The following is a 25606-nucleotide window of genomic DNA, read 5'->3' on the forward strand; positions in this document are numbered from 1 at the left end:
GCCATTGCTGAGAAACAGCTGACACCCTCCCCGAGCCTGATATGTCCACCGTCCCTCTTCAAGCCGTACCGGCCGCCGCGGCGTCTTCGCCGCGCGGACAGCTGAACGGCATTCTGTTCGTCGCCCTCTTTGCCGGCGCGGTCACGAGCATCGCGTCACTGCCGACGATTGCCGCGCTCGGCCTCAGTCCGCTGATTGTCGGCATCGTCGCGGGCGCGATCTACGGCAATGTGCTGCGCGACGGTATGCCGGCGAGCTGGGCGGCGGGTGTCAATTTTTCGGCGCGCAAGCTGCTGCGTATCGCGGTTGCCTTCTTCGGTCTGCGCGTCAGCCTGCAGGAAATCGCGCAAGTCGGTCTGCCGGGACTGGCCGAATCGGTGCTGATCGTCGTCAGTACGCTCGCGGTCGGCACGTGGGCCGGCATCAAGCTGATGAAGCTCGATCGCGACACGGCGCTGCTTACCGCCGCTGGCAGCGCGATCTGCGGCGCCGCCGCGGTGCTCGCCTTCGAATCGACGCTGCAGTCCAGGCCGCACAAGAGTGCAATGGCGGTCGGCAGCGTCGTGCTGTTCGGCACGCTGTCGATGTTCCTCTACCCGGCGCTGGTGCGCGCGGGCTGGCTGCACCTCGACACGGTCGGCGCGGGCCTGTTCTTCGGCGGCACGATTCATGAAGTCGCGCAGGTGGTCGGCGCGGCCAGCAACGTGAGCCCCGAAGCGACGCATATCGCGACGATCGTCAAGATGACGCGCGTGATGCTGCTCGTGCCGGTGCTGCTCGCGGTCGGCCTTTGGGTCAACCGTCCGGCGCGCCACGCCGCCGCGCAGCGTGATGATGCCGGCGTTGGACCTCACGCTGCGCCGCGCAGGCTCGCCGTGCCGTGGTTCGCACTGGGCTTTCTGCTGTGCGTCGGCCTGAACTCGGTGCACGTGCTGCCGGATGCCGCGACGCATACGCTGAACCTGCTCGACACGTTCGCGCTGACGATGGCGATGACCGCGCTCGGCATGGAAACACGCATTGCGCAAATTCGCGAAGCCGGTCCGCGTGCGCTGATGACAGGTCTCATTCTGTATGTGTGGCTGTTCGCCGGCGGTCTGGGCATCACATGGGCCGTGCAGCGTCTGTTCGGGTAAGCCGGCCGCGCGGCCGCGAACGCAAGCGCAGTCGCGCAGTTGTTCCGCATCGTTGCGTCACCGAGCCTCGCGCCACGCGAGGCTTTCGGCGTGAATGGCGACACGGCCTGCGCAAGCGCCACGCAGCCCTTCAGGTTCGCCACATGCGGGGGTCGTCGCGGCATACTCGACCTGTGCGCGCCGCATCCGCGACGCGCGGCCCGAGGAACCCCTGAACGAGGACCGATCGATGACTTACGAGCTCTACTACTGGGACGGATTGCAAGGACGCGGCGAATTCGTGCGGCTCGCACTCGAGGAAGCCGGCGCGGACTACATCGAAGTGGCGCGCGGCGATGAACACGACGGACTCGGCACCGGCGCGATGATGGCCGTGATGGACAGCAAGTCCGAGCCCTACCCGCCCTTCGCGCCGCCGTTCCTGAAGGACGGCGACCTGCTGATCGCGCAGACCGCGAACATCCTGTTCTATCTCGGGCCGCGGCATGGTCTTGCGCCGGGCGTCGACAGCTTGCGCTACGTGGTGAACGGCTTGCAGCTGACCATCGCGGACATGGTGACCGAAGCGCACGACACGCACCACCCGCTGTCGGGCAGCCTGTACTACGAGGAGCAGAAAGACGCGGCGAAAGTGCGCGCGGCCGACTTTATCGACCATCGGATCCCCAAGTTCATGGGCTATTTCGAGCGCGTGCTGAAGCAGAACCCGGCTGGCGATCGCGACCCCTACCTGGTCGGCGACTCGCTGACTTACGTCGACCTGTCGATGTTCCAGTTGATCGATGGCCTGTACTACGCGTTCCCGCGCGCGATGAAGTCGTTCCCGAAGCGCTATCCGCGACTTGCCGCGCTGCACGACGCGGTGCTCGAACGGCCGCGGATCGCCGCCTATCTCGACTCCGACCGGCGCATTACGCATAACGAATCCTGTGTGTTCCGGCACTACCCGGAACTCGACAAGGACACCCGCTGACGCTCACGACCGATGACGAAAGCCTCGCAGCACGACACAACCGACCACGACATGGCGCACGGCGCGGCGCACGGCGTCAATGCGCCGCGCAAGAGCACGCCGCTGCCAGCGCCCGCGCAGGATGCCGCACCAGCGGCGCACGATGCTATCCTTGCGCGCGATACCCACGAACCCACCACGTACTCCGTGCTCTCCTTCCTGCTGAGGCTGCGCACCCGCGCCGCGCGACTTTTCCGGCTGTCCGACGCGCATACCATGCTCGTCTGGTCGGTGATCGTCGGCGTTACGGGCGCGCTCGCGACGGCCGCGTTTCGCGAAGGCATCGCGCTGCTGCAGCGCTTGTTTACCGGCACCGAAGGCAGCCTCGTCGAAATGGCGCGCGGCCTGCCGTGGACCACGCGCATCTGGCTGCCGGCCGTGGGCGGCCTGATCGCCGGTGTGATGCTGGTGCTTGCGCGGCGCGGTCAGGACAAGAAGGCCAGCACCGACTACATGGAAGCCGTCGCGATCGGCGACGGCGTCGTGCCGGTGCAGGCGAGCCTGTGGCGCACGGTGTCGTCGCTGTTCACGATTTCGACCGGCGGCTCGATCGGCCGCGAAGGGCCGATGGTGCAACTCGCCGCGCTATGCGGATCGCTGATCGGGCGCGTAGTGAACTTCGATCCGCCACGGCTGCGCCTGCTGGTCGCGTGCGGCGCGGCAGCCGGCATTACCTCCGCATACAGCGCGCCGATCGCCGGCGCGTTCTTCGTCACGGAAATCGTGCTGGGTTCGATCGCGATGGAAAGCTTCGGGCCGGTGGTCGTCGCGTCGGTGGTCGCGAACATCACGATGCGCGAGTTCGCGGGCTATCACGCGCCGTACGAAATGCCCCCTTTCCCGGCCATCACCGGCCTCGAGGTGCTGCTGTTCGTTGGGCTCGGCCTGCTGTGCGGCGCGGCCGCGCCGCAATTTCTGCGGCTCATCAATCTGTCGAAGACGACCTTCCGGCACATCAAGTTGCCGTTGCCATTCAGGCTCGCGCTCGGCGGTCTGGTGGTCGGCATCCTGTCGGTCTGGACGCCGGAGGTGTGGGGCAACGGCTATAGCGTGGTCAACTCGATCCTGCACTCGCCGTGGACCTGGACCGCGCTCGTGATGGTGCTCGTGTTCAAGATCATCGCCACCGCGGCGACCGTCGGCTCAGGCGCGATCGGCGGCGTGTTCACGCCGACTCTGTTCGTCGGCGCGGTGCTCGGCTCGCTGTACGGCCTCGGCATGCACGTGCTGTGGCCGACCGGCATCTCAGGCGCCTTTGCGTATGCGATGGTCGGCATGGGCGCGTTCCTCGCCGGCGCAACCCAGGCGCCGCTGATGGCGATCATGCTGATCTTCGAAATGACGCTAAGCTACCAGGTCGTGCTGCCGCTGATGCTGTCGTGCGTGGTCGCGTATTTCGTCGCGCGCGCGATCGGCACGGCGTCGATGTACGACATCACGCTGCATCGCAACCGTGAGGAACAGGACCGGATGCGCGCGCGCTCGACGCAGATGCGCGAGCTGATCCGCCCGCCGCAGACCGTCGTGCCGCCCACCGCGACGGTGCAGGACATGACGCGGGTGTTCCTCGAGTATCCGGTCAAATACCTGTACGTGACCGATGAAGCCGGCTGCTTCCTCGGCGTCGTCGCGCTGAAGGACATCACGTCGGATCTGATCGACCGGCGCGACACGTCGACTCGCACCGCCGCCGACTACCTTCAGCCGCACTTCGACGTGCTGACACCCGATATGTCGCTTGGCGTCGCACTGCAGCACTTTCTTGCGCACCAGGGCGAGCGGCTACCGGTCATCGAAAGCCTCGCGAAGCCGAAACTGACCGGTGTTGTCTACAAGTCGTCGCTGCTCGATGCGTACTTCCGCATGAACCCTACCCGCTGATACGAACGGTCACAACCTGTCGCGTGCAAAGCGCAGCAATTTCTCTAAAATGAATTGACCAGAAAGCGACCCGCCGGCGCGCGCCCGATGCGCAGCGTTTCGTCCGGAACAGCGCGGTGCCCTTCGACCGGGAGCGAAGATGAGCGAACCGTCCATCGATGCCGTGCGCCGCGACCACGCGGGCTGGATCTTCGTGCATATCGAAGGCGAACCGTACGACCGCGGCGAGCAGCACGGCCAGCTGCTCGCCGCCGAAATCCGCAATGCCATCCAGACCGCCCGCTACCTTGCGAAATGGGATACCGGCGAAGACTTCGACACCTTCGTCAACGCCGCGGTCTCCCAGTTCGCGCCACGCCTCGATACCGAATTCGCCGACGAGATTCAAGGCATTGCCGATGGCGCGAAGCTGCCGTTCGCCGAAGTGCTCGCGTGGAACGGCTACATGGACCTGCTGCAAAGCTGGTGGCCGAATTTCGCCGCGACGCAGCATCCGCGCCTCGGTTTGAAGCCGTGGCGCGGCAGGCGCGGCCATCACTGCAGCGCTTTCATCGCGACCGGCAGCGCGACGCGCGACGGCCGCATCGTGATGGCGCACAACTCGTGGGACCGCTATGCGGCCGGCGACGCGTTCAACGTCGTGTTCGACATCGTGCCGGACGCCGGGCACCGCATTCTGATGCAAGGCCTGCCTGGCTGTATCTCGAGTCTCACCGACTTCTGGGTCACCTCCGCGGGCCTGATGATCACCGAAACCACGATCTCGAACTTCGCCGGTTACCAACCGGCGGGCGCACCCGAGTTCTACCGGTCGCGGCACGCGACGCAGTACGCGAGCAGCATTCGTGAGTGGTGCGATATGTTCGCGGTCGCGAACAACGGCGGCTATGCGAATAGCTGGTTACTCGGCGATACCAAGACCGGCGAGATTGCGCGCTACGAGCTCGGGCTGCGCTACTCCGGCTTCGAAAGCACGAAGAACGGCTTCTATAGCGGCTACAACACCGCGTCGGATCTGAAAATCCGCAATCAGGAATGCGTCGGCGAAGGCGAGGACTATACGGATGTGCGCAAGAACGGGGCGCGGCGGCTGCGCTTCATGCAGCTCGAAGAAACGCATCGCGGCAAGATCGATATCGAGCTCGCGAAGCAGATGATCGCCGATCACCACGACGTCTATCTCGATCGCGACGACAACCCGTGCTCGCGCACGATTTGCGGGCATCTCGAACTCGATGACGCACGCTTTGGCGGCTCCGATCATGGGCCGTTCAATCCATGGGGCGCGAACGACGGCAAGGTCGTCGATAGCGAAATGGCTCGCGACATGGCGTTCTACGCGCGCTGGGGCCATCCGTGCGGCCGACCGTTCGATGCGCAGGCATTCATGAAGCGGCATCCACAGTGGAACTGGCTGAACGGCTACATGCGCGACCGGCCGTCGTGGCCATGGACGCGTTTCGAAGTGCTGCGCTAGACACGGTGCTGCACCACAGCATCCGGCCGATGAGCCCGACCGCCGTTCGGCACACATCGCGCAACGCGCCGCGATAGCGGCGACGGGTCGGGCGCTTCACCTTTCCTTTGGCCTGCAGCGGCGTCGGCTCACTGAACGCCGACGCGGGTCAGCGGCTCATCAAGGCGCTTGAAAAAATTACCGTCTAAGATGGGAATATCGGCGTGGTGCTGACAAGGCGCGGTGGCGCTTCGCGAGTGCCGGTTTGCGGCTCGCGAATGGCATGGCGTTTGCGAGGGTTCCTGCGCTGGCTTAGCAAAGGAGGTCGGGCGATGAAAACCTCGACACTGTTGACCATGGTAACGTTGTCGGCCTCATGCTTTGCCGCGCCGGTTCACACCGCGCGCGACGGCCTTTCCGACATCGCCGCGCAACGCACCAACGCCGCGCCGGTCGCACCGCCCGCGCCGGATGTCGCGGCGCAGTCGGACATCCGCCCCGACCGCTGGCAGCACATCACCCTACCGAAATCGCGGCATCTCGAACGCGGTTTCGCGGCACGCAACGAGCATCTGCAGACGTGACAGCGCTTCGCTTTTTCAGGTGCAATTGATTCGCCGCAGTTGATTCGCCGCAGTTGATACGCTATTGCCGCTCCTGCCGCACCGTGTTACCTGACCCAACACTTCACCGCGAGGAATAGGCTCATGACCCGACCGGCGTCACGCGACGTGCCGAGCGAATCGATCGACCTGCAAATCGCCGACGTATTGCAGGCGGCGACATACCCGGCCAACAAGGATGCGCTGGTCGACGTCGCGCGCGAAGCCGGCGCGAGCAACGAGGTGCTGGCGATGCTCGACGGCTTGCCCGAGCAGGATTACACGGACATCGCCGCGGTCACGAAGCTGATCGGCAGCAATTTCGGGCCGGGGCTTGGACTCTAGCGACACCCACTCTAGCGACACCTTAGCGCGCTTCAGGTCCACCGAAGCTTGTCGAGCTTGCGTTCGAGGCCACGGCATGCGTCGTAGGCTGTTCTTACCGCCGCCCGGCATTGCGCGACCTCACCGGTCTTTTTCCAGAAGTCATCGCTTGCCGCGCGCTGCTGCCTCGCGATCGCGTCTCGCTGCGCCGCATCCAGACCGCTTTGCTGTGCCTTATCGTCAAGGCGTTTTACAGCGTCAGAGGTTCGCTCTAACGCCGCGACCGCACCATCGTACTTCCGGCGGGCACCGTCCAGCTCGCGTTTTGCCTGGTCGAGCCTGTTGCGCAAGTCGTTACGTTTGGCGTCGTTTGCGGCGCGTTGCGCTTCAGCGCTGCTACGGGTTCCGTGATACAGGCGTTGGCTGCTCGAACCCGCTTCCTCCTGCATCAGACGCTCGTGGTCCTCCTGCTTCCCACCTGACGGATGCCGGTTCCCGCCACCCCGCAGTCGCAAGACGGGCTCGCCCGTCGAAGCGGCGAGCCCTCCACCGGCGTGTCGCAACGGATCGAAACCACCTGAACCCGCCGGTGACGACCCAGCGGGCGCAGGATCGGCGTGAAACTCATGAGGCGCGGCTTCCGACGGATGGGACGTACTATGAAACGATCCACCAATGTGCATGCCAGGCATTTGCGCTCCCTCCAGTGAAACGATGCGCGCATTTGGCGCGCGCGGGCTTTCATTACAGCGGGGCGGTTCGACAGGAGGTCATGTCAGGAAACGACGCCGCAGTCGAGCGTGCGTCACGCTGCGTCATATCACGTGGTCCGGCGCCCATCCGAAGTACAACGCGTTGGCCGGCTCCAGCGTATAGCCCTCCGCGGTGTATGCCGAGCGCAGGTAGTCAAGTAAGGTGCGGTCGAATTCCGCCGTGCCGGCAATGACGAATGCGCCATTATTCGGATCGAACACGGTGTACTTTTCGGCTCCACGCGTGGCACGGGTGAACTCGAGCAGAATCGCATGGCCCGCCGGTCCATTGGGCTGCGGTGCGCCGTTCCTGTGTAAGTCCAATCGCAGATAGGCGGCCGAACGCTTGCCCATCCGCTCGAACCGCGCATGCAAGTCCCGTAGAAAGTCGCTGCGGATCTGCTCGCTTGTCAGCGCGCGCTGCGAATTACCGTTGGCCGCATAGTTGACGCGCCCGATCGGCTCGTAACCCAGCGGCCTGAATGGCGTGCGCCATTGCGACTGAAAATCGGCGACTGAGGTAATGATGCGGTCACGATCTCCTTTGCCCCCCTTGAGCGCGGTCCTGATCTGCTTCACTGCGGCGGCGAGGCTCGGATGATCCGTTCCACCCATGCGCCGCATCGCATCGCGAACCAGCCCTTCGCAAACGCCGTTGGGATCGTCGGGGAAGCTACGCCGGTACTTGTATTGATCGAAGCGGACAACGGACCCCGCGCGCTCGGCCAGCGCATCGCCGCCACGATCGCTGCGAAAGCGTGGGGCCGGCCGCGACGCAGCCGGTCCGCCACCGCGCAAGCGAAGCACCGGCGGCTGCGGCTCCCAATAGCCGTCCGCGCGTTGTCGGACCGGAAACGGCGGCAGTTTCGATGCGCCCACGCCGACCACTTCCCATGTAGCGGCCACTTCGTTCTTGCGCATCGGATAGAGGCTGCCGTCCAGCGAGAGCATATAAAGGTCCGTGCCGAGCACTTTTCCCACCTTGCCATCTGGTACTCCCTGACCGATCGACGCGGAAGGCGTGAGTGGCTGCAAGCGGTAAGGACTGAGCGACTCCTTGAAGCGTGTGAAGGCGGGAGATTCCAGCAAGGCGCTGATCGCCGCACCCTTTGCGGGCGCCGCAGGCAACGCCTCGCGCCGTCCGGTCTGCGATGAGGGCTTCTTTTGAGGTGGCAGGCGCGATGCGGATCCGTCGGCCGACGTCCCGCGCGTAGCGTAAGTTCGCGCTGCAGCGTCCGGCAGCAGCGCTTGCGCGCGGCCTACTGCAGGCGGCGGCGCATCTCCGGCACCCGCTTTCACCGGTGATTTTTTCAAGGTCGTACCCGATATCGGGACGGGCACCGCGACACGCGTCAACGGCGGACGCACATTTAGCGCCGGTGGTGGTTTGATCCGTGGCAGCGTGACGGGTATTCGAACACGGATGCTGCGCTCAGAGCGCCAGCGCAAGTCGTCGGCGGCCCCGTACGGATCGTTCGCGAGCACGCCATTGCGCAAAGTGGGCGATGGGTTCAGCACCTCCGGTATCTGCGCGTCTGCCGTCTGCGCGCGTTGAGTGGCGGACATGCACGCACCGGCATGCAGGGGATGGGTAGTCATGTGCGTCATGGGCAAACACCTCGGTCAAGGGTAGACGTCGACCTACGTTACCCTCACCCAACAGCACTGACGTGTTACATAGCCATCCGGCCCTGCGCTAGGCCGCCCCCGGTTCGCGCCCGAACACAACCCTCGCAAAGAACCCGGCGAGCACCGACTCGGCCACTTCGGCCGTCACGTGCTGTGGGTCGGTCGTGTACAGGAACTGCACGCCATCCACCAACCCGATGAATCCCATCGCCAGCGTCGCGGCCGGCAGCGCCAACGGCGTGCCGACGCGTGCTGAAAACTCGGCGATGTACGCGGTCAGCTCTTCGCGCTTTTCATGCATGAATGCGTTAAAGCGCACGCGAAAGCGCGCGTCGCGCGCCGCGAGCAATTTCGCTTCGGCCCACAACAGAAAGCATTCGTTGCGAAACGGCAGGCGGCTGTAATACTGCAGCACGCTCGTTTCCATCTCCTCGCGCGTCGCGCCGTCGACGAAGATGCCGTGCAGGTCCGCCTGCATCGCCTCATGGTCGCGCCGCAGCAGTTCAAGGAACAGTTCCGGCTTGCTGCGGAAGTTCGAATAGAACGCGCCGCGCGTGTATCCGGCCGCCTCGGCGATGTCCTCGACGCTCGCGCCGACGAATCCTTTCTTCATGAAAATGACCTGTGCCGCGTCCAGCAGGCGCTGGCGCGTCTGGTCCTTGCTCTGTTCCCGTGTCAACCGTTTGCGTTTCATGGGCGGCAGTCTAGCATCGAATATTTAGATTCATCTTTGCATTCAGATACAACCATGTATTAGAATTCACATCACCATCCCAAGCAATGGTGATCTGCCCTGGTGGTGCGTCCTGAAGGGCGCCGATTTCCGGGCCGCTAGCGCGCCGTGCTTCCGCCTTTTCGAGCCTGGGGTCATCGTGAATCGTCCGGTTTGTCGCGTGCCGCTTGAGGGGCGCAAGCAGTTCTGTTTCCGTCATGTCGGGTTCGCGGGTTCCGCTGCCGGTTCCGTCGTTCATCAACCCGTTCGCACCATGGCTGCAAGCGCGCATCGCGCAGCCTGCGCGCTAGCGCTCGCGAGCATGGTTGCGCTGGCCGGCTGTCACCGGCCGGAGGCCGCTGCGCCCACGCCGAGGCCGGTCGTCGCGCGCGCGGTGCGCGCCAACGGTCAGCCGCTTACCGCGACGCTGCCTGGCGAAGTGCAGGCGCGGTACACCACCCCACTGTCGTTTCGCATTGGTGGGAAGATCATCGAGCGCCGCGTACGGCTCGGCGATACCGTGCAAAACGGCCAGATCGTCGCGCGGCTCGACCCTGCGGACGCGCAGAAAAACGCGGCCAGCGCGGTCGCGCAACTCGATGCCGCGCAGCATCGGCTCGTCTACGCAAAACAGCAGTTGGATCGCGACCACGCGCAAGCACGCGAGAACCTGATCGCGCAGGCGCAACTCGAGCAAACCGAAGATGCCTACGCGACCGCCGCCGCGCAGCGCGAACAGGCCGCGCAGCAGGCGGCGCTTGCGAATAACCAGTTGCAGTACACCACGCTCGTTGCCAATCACGCGGGCGTGGTTACCGCCGAGCAGGCGGACACCGGGCAAAACGTGTCGGCCGGGCAGGCGGTTTATAGCCTCGCGTGGAGCGGCGACGTCGACGTGGTCTGTGATATTCCGGAAAACAATCTGGCTGGGCTGCGCATCGGGCAAATCGCGCGCGTGACGCTTGCCGCGCTGCCCGGCCGCTCATTCAGCGCGCGCGTGCGCGAACTGTCGCCGGCCGCGGACCCGCAAAGCCGCACATGGCGCGCGCGGCTCACGCTCGAACAAGCCGGCCCTGATGTGCGCCTGGGCATGACCGCCAATGTTTCGATCACCCGTGACAGCGTGGCCGCTCGAACCGGAGAGGCCGTTTCATTCACCTTGCCGGCCACGGCCCTGTTCCATGACGGCAACGTGCCGGCGGTATGGGTCGTGAAAAGCGGCAGCGACGTGCTCGAGTTGCGCCGGGTGCAAGTTGCGCGCTACGACGAGCGCACGATCGAAGTGTCGGAAGGACTGAAAGACGGCGAGCGCGTCGTGCTGCAAGGCGTGCATACGGTGACGGCCGGCGAGCGGGTGCGGCCGGTCGCCCCGCTGCACCCCGAGGACTTCGCTTCATGAGCGGGTCGCGCGACGCAAGCGAAGGCCGCTTCAATCTGTCCGCATGGGCGCTGCGCCATCAGGCGCTGGTCGTTTTCATCATCACGCTTGCGACGCTGTTCGGCATCCTCGCCTACACCCGCCTTGCGCAATCCGAAGACCCGCCGTTCACGTTTCGCGTGATGGTCATCCGCACGTTCTGGCGTGGTGCGACCGCACGTCAGGTGCAGGAGCAGGTCACCGACCGCATCGGCCGGAAGCTGCAGGACACGCCATCGATTGATTTTCTGCGCAGCTACTCGCGGCCCGGCGAATCGCTGATCTTCTTCAACATGAAGGATTCGGCCCCCGCGTCCCGTGTGCCCGACACGTGGTACCAGGTGCGCAAGAAAGTCGGTGACATCGCCGGTACGTTGCCGCACGGAATACAAGGCCCGTACTTCAACGACGAGTTCGGCGATGTCTACACGAACATCTACACGCTCGAGGGCGACGGTTTTTCGGCGGCTCAGCTGCACGATTACGCGGACGAATTGCGCACGGTTCTGTTGCGCGTGCCGGGCGTCGCGAAGGTCGACTACTTCGGCGACCCGGATCAGCATATCTATGTCGAAATCTCCAATACGCAGCTCACGCGCCTGAACATTTCGCCACAGCAGATTGCGCAGGCGATCGATGCGCAGAACAGCGTTTCGCCATCGGGCACGCTGACCACGTACGACGACCGCGTGTTCGTGCGGCCGAGCGGCCAGTTCACCGACGTTGCCGCGCTCGCCGACACGCTGATCCGCGTGAACGGCCGGTCGTTTCGCCTTGGCGATATCGCGACGATCAAACGGGGCTACGACGATCCGCCGCTCACGCAGATGCGCTACGGCGGCCAGGCGGTGCTCGGCATCGGCGTCACGATGCAGCCGGACGGCGATGTGATTCGCCTTGGCAAGGCGCTCGATGCAAGGACCGCCGAACTGCGCGCGCATCTGCCGGCGGGCCTGAAGCTCGTCGAAGTGTCGAGCATGCCGCAGGCGGTAGCGCGCTCTGTCGACGACTTTCTCGAAGCGGTCGCCGAAGCCGTGGCGATCGTGCTGATCGTGAGTCTGACGTCGCTCGGTCTGCGTACCGGGATGGTGGTGGTCATCTCGATTCCAGTCGTGCTCGCGGTCACTGCCCTTTGCATGTACCTGTTCGGCATCGGCCTGCACAAGGTGTCGCTCGGCACCCTGGTGCTCGCGCTCGGGCTACTGGTCGACGACGCGATCATTGCCGTCGAGATGATGGCGGTCAAACTCGAACAGGGCTGGAACCGCACACGCGCCGCGGCATTCGCCTACACCAGCACCGCGTTTCCCATGCTCACCGGTACGCTCGTCACGGTATCCGGCTTTTTACCCATCGCACTCGCGAAGTCGAGCACGGGCGAATACACGCGCTCGATCTTCGAGGTATCGGCGATCGCACTGATCGCGTCGTGGTTCGCCGCGGTCGTGCTGATTCCACTACTCGGCTACCACCTGCTGCCCGAACGAAAGCGCGCCGCGCACGAGCCCGACGATCACGAGCATGAGATCTACGACACGCGCTTCTATCGGCGGCTGCGCGGGTGGGTCGGCTGGTGCATCGAGCGGCGCTTCGTCGTGCTTGCGATGACCGTCGTGCTGTTCGTCGTATCGCTGGCCGGTTTTGCGCTTGTGCCGCAGCAATTCTTCCCGAGCTCCGACCGGCCCGAGTTGCTGGTCGACGTGCGGCTGCCCGAAGGGGCATCGTTCCAGGCGACGCTGCGGCAAGCGCAGCAGCTCGAAAAGGCGCTCGAGGGCCGGCCGGAAATCGATCACCTGATCAACTTCGTCGGCACCGGCGCGCCGCGCTTTTATCTGCCGCTCGATCAGCAACTGCAGCAGCCCAACTTCGCGCAGTTCGTGATCACCGCGAGGAGCGTGAAGGACCGCGAGCAGCTCGCGCGCTGGCTCGAACCGATGCTGCGCGACCATTTTCCCGCGATCCGCACGCGGCTGTCCCGGCTCGAGAACGGACCGCCGGTCGGCTATCCGGTGCAATTCCGCGTGAGCGGCGACGACATCGCGACCGTGCGTTCAATCGCCGAGCGCATCGCCGCGACGATGCGCGCCGACCCGCGTACCGCGAACGTGCATTTCGACTGGGACGAGCCCGCCGAGCGTTCGATGCGCTTTGAAGTCAACCAGAAAAGGGCGCGCGAACTGGGCGTATCGTCGGCGGACATCTCGAGCTTTCTGGCGATGACCTTGTCCGGCTACACGATCACGCAATACCGCGAGCGCGACAAGCTGATCGACGTCGACCTGCGCGCGCCGCGGGACGAACGCGTCGATCCCGCACACCTGCTGTCACTCGCGATGCCGACGCCGAACGGCCCGGTGCCGCTCGGCACGCTCGGGCGGATGCGCAACGATCTCGAGTACGGCGTGATCTGGCAACGCGACCGGCAACCGACGATCACCGTGCAGTCCGACGTGCGTGCGAACGCACAAGGCATCGACGTCACGAACAGCGTCGACAGGACGCTCGCGAACGTGCGTGCCTCGCTGCCGGTCGGTTATCGGATCGAGATCGGTGGCGCGGTCGAGGAAAGCGCGAAGGGACAAACGTCGATCGTCGCGCAGATGCCGGTGATGGTCATCGCCGTGCTCACGCTGCTGATGATCCAGTTGCAAAGCGTGTCGCGTGTGCTGCTGGTCGTGCTGACGGCGCCGCTCGGACTGATCGGCGTGGTTGTGACGCTGCTGATGTTCGGCAAGCCGTTCGGCTTCGTCGCGATGCTCGGCGTGATCGCGATGTTCGGCATCATCATGCGCAACTCGGTCATTCTGGTCGATCAGATCGAGCAGGACATCGCGGCCGGACACAAGCGTGTCGATGCGATTATCGGCGCGACCGTGCGGCGTTTCCGGCCGATCACGCTGACCGCGGCCGCCGCGGTGCTCGCGCTGATTCCGCTGTTGCGCTCGAACTTTTTCGGGCCGATGGCCACCGCGCTGATGGGTGGCATCACGAGCGCAACGGTGCTCACGCTGTTTTATGTGCCTGCGCTGTACTCGATCTGGTTCCGGGTGCGGCGCGACGAGCGCGACCCGCAGACCGATGCTTCCGCTCATACGGGGAATTGATCATGAACGCGCGCCGGCTCGCTTTCTCTCTTTCGCTGGGCGGCAGCACCGCTACCCTGCTGCTTGCTGCCTGCTCGTTCGGACCGAACGGCGCGCCGCCCGCGATGCCTGAACCCGCACACTACGGCGCACAGCCACAGCCCGACCAGACGGTGGCCGCGCAAGGTGTCACGCAACGATTTGTGGTCGGTGCGCCACCGGTGCCGCAATGGTGGCGTCTCTACCAGTCCGACGCGCTCAACGCGCTGGTCGACGAGGGTTTGCGCGATAGCCCGACGCTCGAAGCCGCGGATAAGAATCTCGCGGCCGCGCGCGAACAACTGCGCGCACAGATCGGCAGTTCGCTGTTGCCGACGATCGATGCCGGCGGGCAGGTATCGCGGCAACGCGGGCTCGCGATTCCCGAGATCGGACCGAACACGTTTCTGTATAACGTGTTTGTCGGACAAGTGCAGGTGCAGTACACGTTCGATCTGTTTGGCGCGGTGCGCTATGCGAATGCGTCGCTGGCGAAACGCGTCGACCTGCAGGCGTATCAGTTCGATGCCGCGCGCCGCGCGCTCGCGGCGAATATCGTGTCGGCCGCGATCCATGCAGCGATGCTCGACGCGCAGGTCGCCACCACGGAGCGGCTTGTCGCACTCGCGAACGAGCAGGCAAGCGACACGCAACGGCGTTATGCACTCGGCGCGGTCTCGCACGGCGACATGTTGAGTGCGCAACAATCGGCGGCGAGCCTCGCCGCCGGGTTGCCTGCGCTGCGTCAGCAGGCGCTTGCGACACGTCATGCGCTCGCGGTGCTGCTGGGCCGTACACCGGATGCGGCGCCACCCGCGCTCGATCTCGCGCAGTTGCATCTGCCGGACGAAGTGCCGGTGGTCGTGCCATCCGCCCTGCTGCGCGCGCGCCCTGATATCCAGGCGGCCGACGCGGCGCTGAAGGCCGCCGCCGCGGATGTCGGCGTTGCCACGGCGCAGATGTTCCCGAGTCTGACGCTGAATGCATCGATGGGACAAGGCGGTTTTAACTGGCCGGCTGCGGTGTCCGGCGCGGGCGCGCTATGGAGCATTGCGGGCTCGTTATCCCAGCCGATCTTTCATGGCGGTGCGCTCGTCGCGCAGCGGCGTGCCGCGCTCGATACCTACGATGCCACCGCCGCACAGTACAAGCAGACCGTGCTGACCGCATTTCAGAACGTTGCCGATACGCTGGCGGTGCTCGAGCACGACGCGCAGTCGCTTGGCGCCGCCGGTACGGCCGCCGTCGCCGCGCAGCGCGGCTTCGAGGAGACGTCGGCGCGCTACCGGCTGGGCGCGGTGCCGGCAGCGACCGCGCGGGCAAGCGAACAGCAGTACCGTAATGCGCGGCTCGACGAGATCCGCTATACAGGTGCACGGCTGGCGGATACGGCCGCGCTCTTCCAGGCGATGGGGAATCCGCCGGACAGCCCGGTCAGTTCCGCCAACCCGCAAGTTGCGGCATCGACCCACCGCGAACCGGCTCCAGCTCGGGGCGACTGCGTTTCATCGGCATCGGCACCCGACGGCTGTCCGCCTGGCCGATAATCGCGGTTGCCGGATACGCCGGCCATCGTGTCATTGGCTCAGCAGTCTGCACACGACATCGGCTAGTCGAGCTTCGCTCGCTCGCGTTCCAGGTCCGCGAGTTGCCGCTCCAGATTCAACCGATCGCTCTCGAGCGTGGCGGAATCGAGCTCGAGTGTGGATTGGTTGTCTTCGGCATGCACTTTGTCGCGCCAGGCCTCGTTGAGATGGGCGTCGATTCGCGACAGTTCGCTTTCGGCGTCGCGCCTTTTGCCTTCCCATTCGCGGTGCGAGTCCTGATATTTGCGTTGCTGCCACTGAGCGGCGTCCATCGTCGATTCGTCAGCGAATACCGATGTCATCCTGGACGCCGTGTTGTGCAACACGATGGCCCGTATTCCCGGAGGCAAGTCGGCGCGCTGCGTGGAACTCCTCGGTTGGCTTGACTCGTAGCGGCGCTTCGCGTCCTCGTAGTCGCGCGTTGCCTGCTCCGCCTGGCGCCGATAGAGGCTCGCCTGTGCGGATGCTTCATGCAGGCGTCGGGTCGCGTCATACTTTTTGCTGTCCAGATCGGCAATACGGTTCTCGGCACCGGCTCTCGCACGACATGCGCTATCCAGCTCGGCCTTCTTTGTGGTCCCCTCTGCCTGCTTCGTTTGCAGCTCCGTCTTCTTCGCGTGGACTGCCGCTTCAGCACGCGCCTTGTCTGCCTCTGACCCGCCGCCTCCTCGCAAGCCGACGACATTATCTGTATGCCACTGCCCATTGGCATTTCGTTCGATGGCTATACCAGGCTTGACCGGATCGTCCTGCTGCACGACACGCCATGCGCCGTTTGCATTGTCTCTGGAAGCCCGATACCAGTTTCCGTCGTGTTGCAGGTATCGCTGTCCTTTGCCGTCAACGAAAATACCCGGATTGGCCGAATCGGATTGCAGTTCACCGTCAGGCTTCGCGATATAGCGGGCGGGCACCGCAGCACCGTTCGCTCCGGTGCCTTGTGCCGGATTGCGTGTCCCATCGGATGGCCTTCGCGTCGCGCTAGCCGCGGGACGTAGCAAGGTGCCAACGGTGTTTGTGCCACTTTCCCCGCCGGTCTGCGACGCGCCAGGCCGAGCCGGTGAGTCTGTGTGGCCGGGGTTCGCCTCTGAAGCGCCGGGTTCCGCCCGGTAGGTATTTGTCTCGTGATAACCATGACCGATATCACCGATATGCATGCCCATTCGCGCACTCCCTGATGTAAACGGATCAGATTTCGCACGTCGCTGTGATTCCGGGTGGACATGCTGATGACCATTACACCAATGAAGGCCCGCGTGATGTGGTATTCACGCATGATCGAATTTAAAAATCAGGGATACCGAGCATCCGCACGAAACCAGGTCATACCGTATGCCATGCACGCCAATAAAAAACGCGTTCGGGCACTATGCCGCGAACGCGTTCGTTTGAAGCAGGCCTGACTACGTGTGCGTCATGGCTTGTTCGATTCGAACAGGTCCATGATCTGCTTTTTCTCCGTCGACGACACGGTGGGCTGCGGCTGAGCTTGCTGTTGAGGTGTCATCGACGCCGGGCCCACGCCGCCCTGCACATCGCTTGCGGCCGCAAGCGGATTCGCACCATCCATGCCGATGCTCGCAATAAAGCCGCTGCCCGGCTCTCTATCCGTGTAGAACAGTTCGCCGTCGACCGGCGCGACGCCAGCAGGCATCTCCGGCTCCGCCTGCGGCACGCCACGCAGCGCGCGGCCCATGTAATCAATCCAGATCGGCAACGCGAGCTGCGCACCGAATTCACGGCTGCCGAGGCTCTTCGGCTGGTCATAGCCCATCCATGCCACCGCGACGAGCGATTGCTGGTAGCCGGCGAACCAGCCGTCCTTCGCGTCGTTGGTCGTGCCGGTCTTGCCCTGCAGGTCCGAGCGATGCAGCGCGTTGGACGCGGCGCCGGTACCGGCCGTCGCAACCGAATGCAGCAGGCTGTTCATGATGTACGCGTTACGCGGATCGATCGTGCGCGGCGCGTCGCGGCCCGCGACGAGCGGCTGCGCGCGTGACAGCACGACACCGCGCGAGTCGGTCACTTCTGAAATCAGATACGGATTGACCCGGTAACCGCCATTGGCGAACACCGAATACGCGCTCGCCGATTGCAGCGGCGTGACGAGCCCCGCGCCCAGCGCCATCGGCAGATACGGCGGGGTCTTGTCGGCGTCGAAACCAAAGCGCTGCGTCACATAGTCTTGCGCGTACTTCGTGCCGATATACGACAGGATACGGATCGACACGAGGTTCTTCGACTTCTCCAGCGCCACGCGCATCGACATCGGACCATCGGGTTGATCATCGTCATGCGGCTCCCACGCGTCGCCGCCCGGCGTAGACGGCGGGAAGTACAGCGGCGCGTCGTTGATGATGGTCGCCGGTCCAAGCCCCTTTTCGAGCGACGCCGAATAGATGAACGGCTTGAAGCTCGAGCCCGGCTGCCGCCACGCCTGTGTCACGTGGTTGAACTTGTTCTTGTTGAAATCGAAGCCGCCGATTAACGCGCGAATCGCGCCGTCCTGCGGCGTCAACGACACGAGCGCCCCTTCCACTTGCGGCAGCTGCGTGATCTGCCAGTTACCGTTCGCATCCACGACGATGCGCACGATCGACCCCGGACGAATGCGCTGCGCCTGCGACGCACGCGGCGACAGCGCCACAGCCGCAAACCGGAGACCATCGGCCTTCACCGTCGCGACCGTGCCGTCCTGCATCTGTACGGTCACTTCCTTCGGGCTGGCCGCGGTGACCACCGCGGACATGATCTCGCCGTTGTCCGGATGCTCGGAAAGGGCGTCTTCAATGGTTTCCTCGCGCTCGTCGGCGTCGGCCGGCAGTTCGATGAAGCCCTCCGGACCGCGATAGCCGTGCCGCCGCTCGTAGTCCATCACGCCCTTGCGCACCGCGTTGTACGCGGCATCCTGATCGGCCGAATCGATGGTCGTCACAACGTTCAGGCCGCGCGTATAGGCTTCGTCCTTGTACTGCGCGTACATCATCTGCCGGACCATTTCGGCAATGTATTCCGCGTGCACGCTGTACTCGTTGCCCGTGAGCTTCGCGTGAATGTCTTCCTTCAACGCCTGATCGTATTGATCCTGCGTGATATAGCGCAAATCGAGCATCCGCTTCAGGATGTATTCCTGACGGATCTTCGCGCGTTTCGGATTGACGACCGGGTTGTACGCGGACGGCGCCTTCGGCAGGCCCGCGAGCATCGCGTCTTCGGCCAGTGTGAGGTCTTTCAGATCCTTGCCGAAATACACGCGTGCGGCGGCGGCGAAACCGTATGCGCGCTCGCCCAGGTAGATCTGATTCATGTACAGCTCGAGAATCTGGTCTTTCGATAGCGCACGCTCGATCTTGTACGCAAGCAGCATCTCGTAGACCTTGCGCGTATAGGTTTTCTCGCTCGACAGGAAGAAATTGCGCGCGACCTGCATCGTGATCGTGCTCGCGCCCTGCGACGCACCACCATGCGACAGGTCGGCGAAACCGGCGCGCAGGATACCGACGAAATCGACGCCGCCGTGCTCGTAGAAGCGATAGTCTTCGATCGCGAGCACCGCCTTTTTCATCTGATCCGGGATGTCCTGAAAGCGCACGAGACTGCGCCGTTCCTCGCCGAATTCGCCGATCAGCACGTGGTCCGCTGTGTAGACGCGCAGCGGCACTTTCGGCCGATAGTCGGTCAGCGCTTCGAGCGACGGCAGCTGCGGATTCATCACGACGAGCGCATAGCCGACGATCAGCGCGCCGACCACGCCAAGCGCAACGATCAGCCCGAAGAACCACAGCACGAGACGCGTCGCGAGCGACGCGCGGCGCGCAGGCGGTTTTTCTTCATGGCGGTGGTACGGATTGTCGGCCCTCTCCGGATCGCGGCCCCGATCGCCGGGATGGTCAGAAGAGTTCGAGGAAGGCGGTCGTTTGATGATAGGCATGACTGGTATGTCGGCGCGTCGCTCCGCGCCGTCTATACGCGTGCTTTCGTACGCGGATGAATCGTGTCTGGGTGCGCCGCCAGGCTGCAAGGCCCCCGGCCGACCTCAACGCATGCAATGAAGACATGCCATTCAGGTAGGGAATAGCGGCACGTCAAGGCGGCATGCCAAAGCAGCGTGTGGCGCAACGTAATAGCGCATTTTAAAGAAGTCCAGCCGCATACTAGCGGATTTTTTTGTAAGAATTCCCTCACGATTAAGCGCCAACGAGCAAAAAGAACGGAAAAACGGCATGGAAACCCGAAGCGCCCACCAAGGCGCCACCTGAGCGCCAATCGTATACAGCCGTGCGGTTATCAACAGAACTTGTTGAAAGACCTGTGGACAATGCCCGTCTAAACCATACAAATCATTGATGTCACAGCAGATTCATCGGGCGCCCGGTTTCACATCCGGGCCAGTCGTTTTATGATGGACCGCATGCGCCATGCCGGCGCGTGCCCGCTCGGGACAACCCGCTGTTCCAACAACTACACGAGCCGCCTCATGAACAAGCCTAGCGAACGCATTGTCGTCTTCGTGTCGCCCGCTCAGAAGCGCGCGATCACCGCAACGGCCGAAGAACTCGGGATCAGCATCAGCGAACTGATGCGGCGCGCCGTGCTCAATTTCGGCGCGACCAGCGAACAGGTCAGAGCGGCTAGCATCGTCGACCGGCTGCGCGCGCCGCGCGAACCCGACGCGCTGAACGAAGCACTGCAGCGTGTCGCGCGTTCGACGAAGCATGGCCGCGCCGCACTGCCAGCGGCGCTTGCGCCGAAAGATGCATCCGTTCAGCGCGCGAACGGAACGACACTCGATGCGGGTCGCGACAACGCCGCGCAGAACGCAGCCGATCTTGCGCCTGTGCCCATCGCCCCGCCGCAAGCATGGTCCGACGTGGCTGCCGCCGACGATACACCCCAGCACGCGCAGGCAGCCGATGCGCAAGCGGCCGCCGAGGCCGCGGCGCGTGTGGCGGCTGCGAAAGCCATGGCGCTGAAGGCGAAGGCAAAAAGCACGGCGGGTGCCGCTGGGTGCGACGACAGTGCGTTCATCGATCCGGCAGAAGGCACGGGCCGTTTTGCGTGAATCTGATGTAACGATCATCCCGCGCGCAGGTATAGGACGCGTCCCGCTCGTGCGTCAGCGATACGAAAGAATCGATCCCTGACGCACGGGCGCACGTTCGGCGCAACGCATCTTACCGAACATGCATCGCGGTTCGCGCGAAAGAGTCCGTACTCCGGGCTCCGACTCTCTATTCATAACGGCGTTTCCGACGCACGAAGCGTCGACGCCCTCCTCGTGTCTCATCTGTCGCATGCATCGACCCGCACGTCAAAGCGTCATCGCGCGTCGCTCCGCGCATGTTTGGCGCGATGATGTTTAAGCCCTTTTTAAGAGACCCGGTGGTGTAATATCCGCCGGCTATCGAGCATGTTGCCGCGCATCGGTTGAGCGTCGCATCAGGTGGTTGACATGATCGATGCGCACAGCGCTCTTGCAATGCGCAGGTGCGCCCCGATGTTCGGTCGCGCCGGATGCGCAGTATGCAACGCAGCGGCATAAACTAGCAGATACACGGGTCAGCGCGCCGGAAATTCAGCGCCGGTTTCAATCAACGGAGGACTTTCATGTCGCTTTTTGACAGCATCTCGCGGACACTTAAAGGTCTGCTGAACGACGCAGCCGATTCAGTGCAGGACCCGTCGCGTGATGCACGCCAGATCGTGCGCGAACTCGACGAGAGCATCGCCAAAGCGGAGAACTCGCTGATCGAGATAGAGGCGCAGGTCGCCATGCAACAAAGCAAACGCGACGTGGCTGCGGACAAGGCGAAGAAGTACGAAGACGGCGCGAAGCGCGCGTTGCAAGGCGGCGACGAAGGCCTCGCGCGTGAAGCGCTGGCCGCGCAAGCCAACGCCGAAACCGAACGCGACGCACTGACACGCGAGTTGGCAACGCTCGAGCCGTCGGTCGATCAATTGAAGAAACAGATCGGCGACATGCGTCAACGCCGCAACGATCTGTCCGCCCGCTCGAACATCCTGCAAGCGAAGCAGCAGATCGCACAGGCGAAGGATACGGCGGCAACCGCGCTCGGCGGTATCGGCGGCAAGAACCTGTCGGAAGATTTCCAGAAGCTCGAGGACAAGGTCACCTTGTCGAACGCGCGCTCCGATGCACGACTGAACTCGGCCGACGTGAAAAGCGGCAAGGCGCTCGACGACAAGCTTGCGGAACTCGATCGTGGCCCGTCGGTCGACGACCGTCTTGCTGCATTGAAGAAGCAGTTGAACACGCCCGCCGAGTAAGCGCCGAAGTCACGATGGTCACGGCGGGCCAAAGGCGCCGCGCGGCGTTTTGTCACTGCGCGGCGCGGCAAACCGATCGACATGGAGGCGGGTGTCAAAACGCCCGGCTTGCATCATGAAGAAACCTTTCACCGCTATTCTCGCGGCCGCGTTTGTTTCGCTGATGCTCGCATCGACCGGCGCATGGGCGGTCCCGAGCGCGACGCAGGTCGAAACGGCCATTCAGCAGCAGGACTGGCAGAAGGCCAGCACCGAACTGCAGGAAGTGTTGCAGGCGCATCCGGACAATGCGCGCGCGCACTACCTGTATGGACAGGTACTCGATCAGCAAGGCCGCTACACCGACGCGCTCAGGCAGATCCAGCAGGCGAAAACGCTCGACCCTCAGGTGCGCTTTACCGACCCGGGCCGCTTTGCGCAAACCGAGGCGCGCGTTCGCAGCGATGCGGCGCGCGCGGGTACGAGCGCGACACAGACCAATACGACGCACAATCCGTTCGTGCAGCAATCGTCGGGGGGGGATCAACAAGCCGCGTTAGCATCTGAAACACCTCAACGAAAGGGGCCTGCCATGGGCATGTGGATCGGTATAGCAGTCGTGATCGGCGCGATTGCGCTGGTGCTGCGCTGGACGTTGCGCCGCGCGCGTTCGCAAAGCGATACGAATGCGGATGAAGAACGGCGCGTGCAGTTAAAGCGCGCGACCGAATTGCTGAATACGGTGCGCTCGCTAAAGCTCGATGTACGGCTGTCTACCGTGCCGGGCCATGAGCAGCTTGAAAAGGACGTCGAAGGCGCGGAAGCGCAGCTGCGTGAACTGGTCGAAGGCTTGTCGGATCGCAAGAGTCCGGTGCCGCCGTATCAACTCGACGAACTCGAACGGCAGGTTGCGAGTTTGAGGGCGCGTGCGGAAGGCCGTCCTGACCCGAATGTCGCCGCCGCACCGGCCACGCAGAACGCGTCGAGCGATTCGGCGTATGCGCGTGAGGCTGATGCGAATTTTGGCCGGCAGGTGCCGCCGGGGCAACAGCCCTACCCGTATCCGCCGCAACAGCAACCTCCTGTGATCATTCAGCAAGGTGGCGGCGGGTTCGGCACTGGAATGGGCGGTTTGTTGACCGGCGTGTTGCTGGGCGAAGCGCTGAATTCCGGGCGTGACCGTGTGATTGAGCGTGACGTGATTGTCGATGACGATGAGCGGCGCCGCAGTGGCGGTGGTGGCGACAATGCTCCGGTCGACTTTGGTCAGGGTTCGAATGACTGGGACGACGGCAGCGGTGGCGGCGGCGGTGGCGATGTCGACATGGGTAGCGATGATTCAGGTGGCTGGAACGATACCTGAACGACACACGGGTCACGGTTTATTCGGCTTGTGAACAACCAGAAGTGAAACGCCCCATCGATCAATCGATGGGGATTTTTTCATGCACGAGACGTTTTTACATTACGCCGTCGCGTGGCCGACATAGACGCGTGTCTGATACGTGAACTCGACCATACCGTCGTGGGCCGTACGATCGAACAGTTCGCGCAGTGCGACCAGCATGGGCTCGTGGTTTGGGTGACCCGCCTTCGGCGCATAGGACGACGACATCAAACGCCCTCTGAGGCCATCGAAATCGAGTAACTGCGCGTTCGGGAAGTGGCCTTTGTGCACGAACGCATCGCCGAACCACGCGGCCATCGATGCGTCGTCGCCATAACGTTCGGCAACGGCCTGATAGTCGGTGCCGTAGCGTTGCAACAGCGCTTCATAGCCGGACAGAAACGGCGAGCCTTCGAGCAGGCGGCTATTCCACATCAACATGACGAGACCACGCGGCTTCAGGATACGTGCGAACTCGCGGCGCGCGTTGACCGGGTCGAACCAGTGGAAGGCCTGTGCGGCGATCACGAGATCCACGCTTGCGTCGTCGAGCGTGGTTGCTTCAGCGGTGCCGGCGACGCTGGAATACCCGTCGTAAGGCCGAAGCCACGCGTCGGCTGACGCGCGCATCGCATCGTTCGGTTCGACCGCAACGACCGGATGGCCCTCGTCGAGAAAGAGCTTCGACGAGATACCGGTGCCGGCTCCGATGTCCGCGACACGCGCACCCTGATCGAGCCCGCATCCGTCGCGCAGAAACGCGACGACCTCGCGCGGATACGTCGGGCGAAACTTCACGTAATCGGCCACACGGTCGGAAAAGCGCTGCGTGGAATGGGCGAAGGTCGGCATCGTTCTGGGCGGTTCGTTACGGGGTTCTCACGTTACCCGAGTTCGTCGAACACTGCACGACGCCGTGCTTTCACAGCCCGCCCAGCAGGCGCAGCAGACCCCAGAGGAACTTGCAAACCAGCACGATCAATTCCCATAGCCGGACCAGTTGATCCCAGCCCGATACTTCCATTGTGCCCCCGATGCGAAAGCCCCACTTGCGCGCACTGCTTATCAACGGCATCGACCTGCGATACCCACAACCCGATCTTTACAGAAATGCCGTTCACACAATCAGAAACGGTGTTTCCGGTCACATTTCCCGGCTCGCCATTGCTCACCGCCACTACTTTGGCAACGTGCAGGTAGATGGCTCGGTCGGCTGGCGCATCGCTGCCTGGCATTTCGCGGAACACAAGGCTACGCAGTCAGCGACTAGCCGTTCGACGGTCACACACCGAGGTCGAAACCGCAAGCCTCGCGGTGCTCGCGCCCTTTCGTATCGGCAACCAGCCGTTCTCATACCAAATCGGCTGGTCAATGCAGAACGCCCGCCCACCATTGTGGGCGCCGGACTATTTCATGATCGGTACACGGCATGCGGTGTGCGGGTTCGACCAGCAGTCGAGCATTAGCCGAAGGCGATATGCCCAACGGCGACACGCGCACACGTGGAGCGGGTCGGATGAGCGCTGTGTCACTCGCTCAGGTGGCGCCACAAAACGGATGGTCCGCGGCGCACCACGCTCATTGCGGCGGAGCCCGCTTAGCACCCCGAGCGGCTCTTTTGCCTACTTTCTAAAAGCCGCCTGATATGCCCCGATACATCAACCAAGACACATCGTTCTGACTTGTCCGATTCTTCAGTGCACACGATGAGGCAGCTTCGCACCCACTACTCATCGGAGAATCGCTGGCGTGACGAACAATGCCGACCGCGGACGGCTTGCTACCGTTGAGACAGAAGAGCAAATCGTACTGTATCAGAGACGGATAAGGCGGGCCGTTGACTTTCCGGCGGGGCGGATTCGGGGTTTGCGCTTCGGTGTGCCGCAAATCGTGAGGCCGCTGCGTGAGTGAGATGAACTGACTGCGCACTGTCTGTCAGCGGTATGACGGCTTGACGATAAATGACAGATTTTCAGACTCTGTCGCCTTGAATCGAGATGGATCGCAGGGTATAAGCCTTCAGGGGTTAAATCGGCCCCACATCGCAGCCTTCCCACCTATGCAGTCCTGATGCACCAGGCCGCTTCTCTCATCACTACCCGCTCGGGCGGAATATCGCGGCAGCTACAACACATTGCCTGATCACGAGGAGGACGCCTACGCATGACACAACAACCCATTGTCGTCCCCATCGCGCTGTCCTACAGGCGAGGCGCCACGCTTACTCTGCCGTGGTTCGTGCAGAGAGCGGAATACCGCCCCGCTGAAGCGACGTTCAAGCCGCTCGTCAATGGTGAGGAGGCGTTTGGCGCGATCCATGACG

The 25606-nt window shown here is 63.7% G+C and carries 21 protein-coding genes; 13 read left to right on the top strand and 8 right to left on the bottom strand.

Annotated elements, in window-relative coordinates; all coding sequences use genetic code 11:
- Positions 1 to 41 precede the first annotated feature (41 nt).
- The 6 genes from HV796_RS31385 to HV796_RS31410 all read left to right on the top strand — a co-directional run bounded on the left by HV796_RS31385 (position 42) and on the right by HV796_RS31410 (position 6432).
- The gene (locus HV796_RS31385) at positions 42 to 1136 is read left to right on the top strand and encodes a YeiH family protein (protein ID WP_175231676.1); all 1095 of its coding nucleotides are present in this window, start codon (positions 42 to 44) and stop codon (positions 1134 to 1136) included.
- Between the two features lie 229 nt (positions 1137 to 1365).
- Positions 1366 to 2109 carry a glutathione S-transferase gene (locus tag HV796_RS31390; protein ID WP_175231678.1) on the top strand — a complete coding sequence of 248 codons (744 nt, stop codon included), beginning with the start codon at positions 1366 to 1368 and terminating at the stop codon, positions 2107 to 2109.
- A gap of 186 nt (positions 2110 to 2295) precedes the next feature.
- On the top strand, positions 2296 to 4029 hold the full coding sequence (locus HV796_RS31395) for a ClcB-like voltage-gated chloride channel protein (protein ID WP_175231721.1): 1734 nt from the start codon (positions 2296 to 2298) through the stop codon (positions 4027 to 4029).
- Between the two features lie 139 nt (positions 4030 to 4168).
- Positions 4169 to 5506 carry a C45 family autoproteolytic acyltransferase/hydrolase gene (locus tag HV796_RS31400; RefSeq protein ID WP_175231680.1) on the top strand — a complete coding sequence of 446 codons (1338 nt, stop codon included), beginning with the start codon at positions 4169 to 4171 and terminating at the stop codon, positions 5504 to 5506.
- Positions 5507 to 5817: 311 nt separating this feature from the next.
- A complete protein-coding gene (locus HV796_RS31405; RefSeq protein ID WP_175231682.1) occupies positions 5818 to 6069 on the top strand; it encodes a hypothetical protein in 252 nt (83 codons plus the stop codon).
- Between the two features lie 123 nt (positions 6070 to 6192).
- A complete protein-coding gene (locus HV796_RS31410) occupies positions 6193 to 6432 on the top strand; it encodes a DUF2795 domain-containing protein (protein ID WP_175231685.1) in 240 nt (79 codons plus the stop codon).
- A gap of 32 nt (positions 6433 to 6464) precedes the next feature.
- Here HV796_RS31410 and HV796_RS31415 read toward each other — a convergent pair whose 3' ends face one another.
- The 4 genes from HV796_RS31415 to HV796_RS31430 all read right to left on the bottom strand — a co-directional run bounded on the left by HV796_RS31415 (position 6465) and on the right by HV796_RS31430 (position 9763).
- On the bottom strand, positions 6465 to 7103 hold the full coding sequence (locus HV796_RS31415) for a hypothetical protein (RefSeq protein WP_217478044.1): 639 nt from the start codon (positions 7101 to 7103) through the stop codon (positions 6465 to 6467).
- Between the two features lie 123 nt (positions 7104 to 7226).
- Positions 7227 to 8729 carry a hypothetical protein gene (locus HV796_RS31420; protein WP_175231689.1) on the bottom strand — a complete coding sequence of 501 codons (1503 nt, stop codon included), beginning with the start codon at positions 8727 to 8729 and terminating at the stop codon, positions 7227 to 7229.
- A 130-nt stretch (positions 8730 to 8859) separates the two neighbouring features.
- Positions 8860 to 9486 carry a TetR/AcrR family transcriptional regulator gene (locus HV796_RS31425; protein WP_175231691.1) on the bottom strand — a complete coding sequence of 209 codons (627 nt, stop codon included), beginning with the start codon at positions 9484 to 9486 and terminating at the stop codon, positions 8860 to 8862.
- A 10-nt stretch (positions 9487 to 9496) separates the two neighbouring features.
- On the bottom strand, positions 9497 to 9763 hold the full coding sequence (locus HV796_RS31430) for a hypothetical protein (RefSeq protein ID WP_175231693.1): 267 nt from the start codon (positions 9761 to 9763) through the stop codon (positions 9497 to 9499).
- A 15-nt stretch (positions 9764 to 9778) separates the two neighbouring features.
- On the opposite strand from HV796_RS31430, the gene HV796_RS31435 reads away from it, so the two are divergent.
- Genes HV796_RS31435 through HV796_RS31445 form a run of 3 tightly spaced genes read left to right on the top strand, consistent with a single transcriptional unit; the run spans position 9779 to position 15590 of the window.
- Entirely contained in the window at positions 9779 to 10903 is a 1125-nt protein-coding gene (locus HV796_RS31435; RefSeq protein ID WP_175231696.1) for an efflux RND transporter periplasmic adaptor subunit, read from the top strand.
- A complete protein-coding gene (locus HV796_RS31440; RefSeq protein ID WP_175231698.1) occupies positions 10900 to 14025 on the top strand; it encodes an efflux RND transporter permease subunit in 3126 nt (1041 codons plus the stop codon). Before HV796_RS31435 ends, HV796_RS31440 begins: the two co-directional genes overlap by 4 nt.
- Positions 14026 to 14027: 2 nt before the next feature.
- Positions 14028 to 15590 (top strand): efflux transporter outer membrane subunit, encoded by a 1563-nt coding sequence (locus HV796_RS31445; protein WP_175231700.1) that lies wholly within the window; start codon positions 14028 to 14030, stop codon positions 15588 to 15590.
- Between the two features lie 62 nt (positions 15591 to 15652).
- On the opposite strand, the gene HV796_RS31450 is transcribed toward HV796_RS31445, so the two are convergent.
- Together HV796_RS31450 and HV796_RS31455 are read right to left on the bottom strand one after the other, a co-directional pair.
- Complete coding sequence (locus HV796_RS31450; protein ID WP_175231702.1) at positions 15653 to 16387, bottom strand: hypothetical protein; 735 nt, start codon at positions 16385 to 16387, stop codon at positions 15653 to 15655.
- A 656-nt stretch (positions 16388 to 17043) separates the two neighbouring features.
- Positions 17044 to 19560, bottom strand: a complete 2517-nt coding sequence (locus HV796_RS31455; protein ID WP_175231705.1) for a penicillin-binding protein 1A — start codon at positions 19558 to 19560, stop codon at positions 17044 to 17046.
- A 546-nt stretch (positions 19561 to 20106) separates the two neighbouring features.
- Between HV796_RS31455 and HV796_RS31460 the strand changes: the two genes are divergently transcribed.
- The 3 genes from HV796_RS31460 (at position 20107) to HV796_RS31470 (ending at position 23259) form a co-directional block, all read left to right on the top strand.
- Positions 20107 to 20691 carry a plasmid mobilization protein gene (locus tag HV796_RS31460; RefSeq protein WP_175231707.1) on the top strand — a complete coding sequence of 195 codons (585 nt, stop codon included), beginning with the start codon at positions 20107 to 20109 and terminating at the stop codon, positions 20689 to 20691.
- 545 nt (positions 20692 to 21236) lie between these two features.
- Entirely contained in the window at positions 21237 to 21917 is a 681-nt protein-coding gene (locus tag HV796_RS31465) for a PspA/IM30 family protein (protein ID WP_175231709.1), read from the top strand.
- Positions 21918 to 22032: 115 nt separating this feature from the next.
- Positions 22033 to 23259, top strand: coding sequence for a tetratricopeptide repeat protein (locus HV796_RS31470; RefSeq protein WP_175231711.1), 1227 nt, complete (start codon positions 22033 to 22035; stop codon positions 23257 to 23259).
- 102 nt (positions 23260 to 23361) lie between these two features.
- On the opposite strand, the gene HV796_RS31475 is transcribed toward HV796_RS31470, so the two are convergent.
- On the bottom strand, positions 23362 to 24135 hold the full coding sequence (locus HV796_RS31475; RefSeq protein ID WP_175231713.1) for a class I SAM-dependent methyltransferase: 774 nt from the start codon (positions 24133 to 24135) through the stop codon (positions 23362 to 23364).
- Positions 24136 to 24205: 70 nt separating this feature from the next.
- Positions 24206 to 24358, bottom strand: a complete 153-nt coding sequence (locus HV796_RS31480; RefSeq protein WP_175231624.1) for a hypothetical protein — start codon at positions 24356 to 24358, stop codon at positions 24206 to 24208.
- A 125-nt stretch (positions 24359 to 24483) separates the two neighbouring features.
- Between HV796_RS31480 and HV796_RS45910 the strand changes: the two genes are divergently transcribed.
- Positions 24484 to 24927 (top strand): ShlB/FhaC/HecB family hemolysin secretion/activation protein, encoded by a 444-nt coding sequence (locus HV796_RS45910; protein WP_377693838.1) that lies wholly within the window; start codon positions 24484 to 24486, stop codon positions 24925 to 24927.
- Positions 24928 to 25606: the final 679 nt, after the last annotated feature.

The sequence above is a fragment of the Paraburkholderia humisilvae genome (assembly GCF_902859855.1).
Classification (GTDB): domain Bacteria; phylum Pseudomonadota; class Gammaproteobacteria; order Burkholderiales; family Burkholderiaceae; genus Paraburkholderia; species Paraburkholderia humisilvae.